At 37.3% G+C, this 891-nt stretch carries 2 pseudogenes; both read left to right on the top strand.

Annotated elements, in window-relative coordinates:
- Positions 1–102, top strand: a pseudogene (locus OZD63_RS06320) (IS5 family transposase); the annotation flags it as partial.
- A gap of 42 nt (positions 103–144) precedes the next feature.
- Positions 145–788, top strand: a pseudogene (locus OZD63_RS05505) (IS630 family transposase); the annotation flags it as partial.
- Positions 789–891: the final 103 nt, after the last annotated feature.

Below are 891 nucleotides of genomic sequence, written 5' to 3'. Positions count from 1 at the left end.
GCAGTTATCAGCTATTCACAAGCATCAAGAAGGTTTAAGAAACTTAATATTAAGATAAATGATTGCAGAATTGATAAAAATATAGCTCTTTCCATAAAAGTCCGGATGTGATAGGATAAGGATAGATGATGATAAGGAGGTTGAATGCCAGCAGCATATAGTTATGATTTAAGAAAAAAAGCAATGGAAGCGCTAGACGAAGGAGAAAGCAGAGAAACAGTGGCAGCAAGATTTAAGATTGGACGAACTACTTTATGGGAGTGGCAGCAAAGAAGAAAAGAAACAGGAGACTTTCAATCAAAAAAACTTGGAAATGGGGACAAAATTACCGACTGGGATACCTTTGCCAAATTTGCCAGAGAACACGGAGGAAAGACTCTATCGGAAATGGCTAAACTTTGGAACAACGTTAGTATCCAAACGATCTATCGAGCCCTTAAAAAAATTGGATTTACGCGCAAAAAAAGACATATGGATACAAGGAAAGAAACGAAGAAAAACGTGCTGAATTTTTGAAAATTATAGCGACAAAAGAACCTAAAAACTTAGTGTGTATAGATGAGTCTGGCATTGATAACACCGAAGACTACCCCTACGGATATTGCCAGAAAGGACAGCGGTTTTATGCCTTAAAATCTGGAAAGAAAACTCAACGAATCAGTATGGTTGCAGCCTTAAGTGGAAGAAAGATAGTTGTTCCGTTAACCTTTGAAGGCCACTGTAATATGGATGTTTTTAATGGATGGTTTGAGCAATTTTTGACACCGATCTTGGAACCTGGACAGACTGACCTTACCCAGAAAAAGTGGAGAGAAAGAAAAGAGTTTTTTCGGGTAAAATAAAATTTTGGAGGATTAGAAATGGCAAGAGAATATACGGCAGAATTCAAAT

Source organism: Wolbachia endosymbiont of Drosophila leontia (assembly GCF_028981785.1).
Classification (GTDB): Bacteria; Pseudomonadota; Alphaproteobacteria; order Rickettsiales; family Anaplasmataceae; genus Wolbachia; species Wolbachia pipientis.
This window is presented reverse-complemented; position numbering and strand designations above follow the sequence as displayed.